This window comes from Vibrio sp. 2132-1 (assembly GCF_033344315.1).
On the sequence record NZ_JAWPON010000486.1, the window covers coordinates 1 to 626 of the forward strand.

The 626-nt window shown below is 51.8% G+C and carries 1 protein-coding gene; it reads right to left on the bottom strand.

Going from position 1 to position 626, the window contains the following annotated elements:
• The coding region (locus tag R8N47_RS26200; protein ID WP_318186229.1) for a thiamine pyrophosphate-binding protein at positions 1-626 on the bottom strand (626 nt) is incomplete at both ends.

The window sequence follows — 626 nt, forward strand, 5'->3', positions numbered from 1 at the left end:
AAAGGTATCGAGTTTGCCCGTCACACGGTCATCAAAACGCGCACCTACGACAATCAATAGATCCGCTTCTTGAACCACAAGGTTGGCCGCTTTGGTGCCGTGCATACCCAACATGCCTAAGTAGTGAGGGTCATGGCGTTCAATCGTACCTAAGCCTTTCAGAGTGCTTACCGCTGGCATCGGGTTCAGACGTAAGAACTCTCTCACTGCATCTGTTGCTTTCGCTAGCTGCACACCGCCGCCGACATACAATACCGGGCGAGTGGACGCTGCCAGCACGTCTTGCGCGCGTTTGATGTCTTCAGTGCTGACGTCTTCGATTTCAGGTGCAACGTAAGGTGGCAGTAATTCTGTTGGGGCTTGAGCAAGCTGAACATCTTTCGCAATATCGACAATGACCGGGCCCGGACGACCCGTTTTGGCCACTTCAAACGCTTCGGCTAGCGTAGGGGCAAGATCTTCAATGTCAGTAACAAGATAACTGTGCTTAGTACAGGCGAGAGACATACCAATCACATCCATTTCTTGGAATGCATCGGTACCGATATGAGAGCTGGCAACCTGACCTGTGATGGCTACCAAAGGAACGGAATCAAGGAAAGCATCGGCTAGGCCGGTAACAAGGT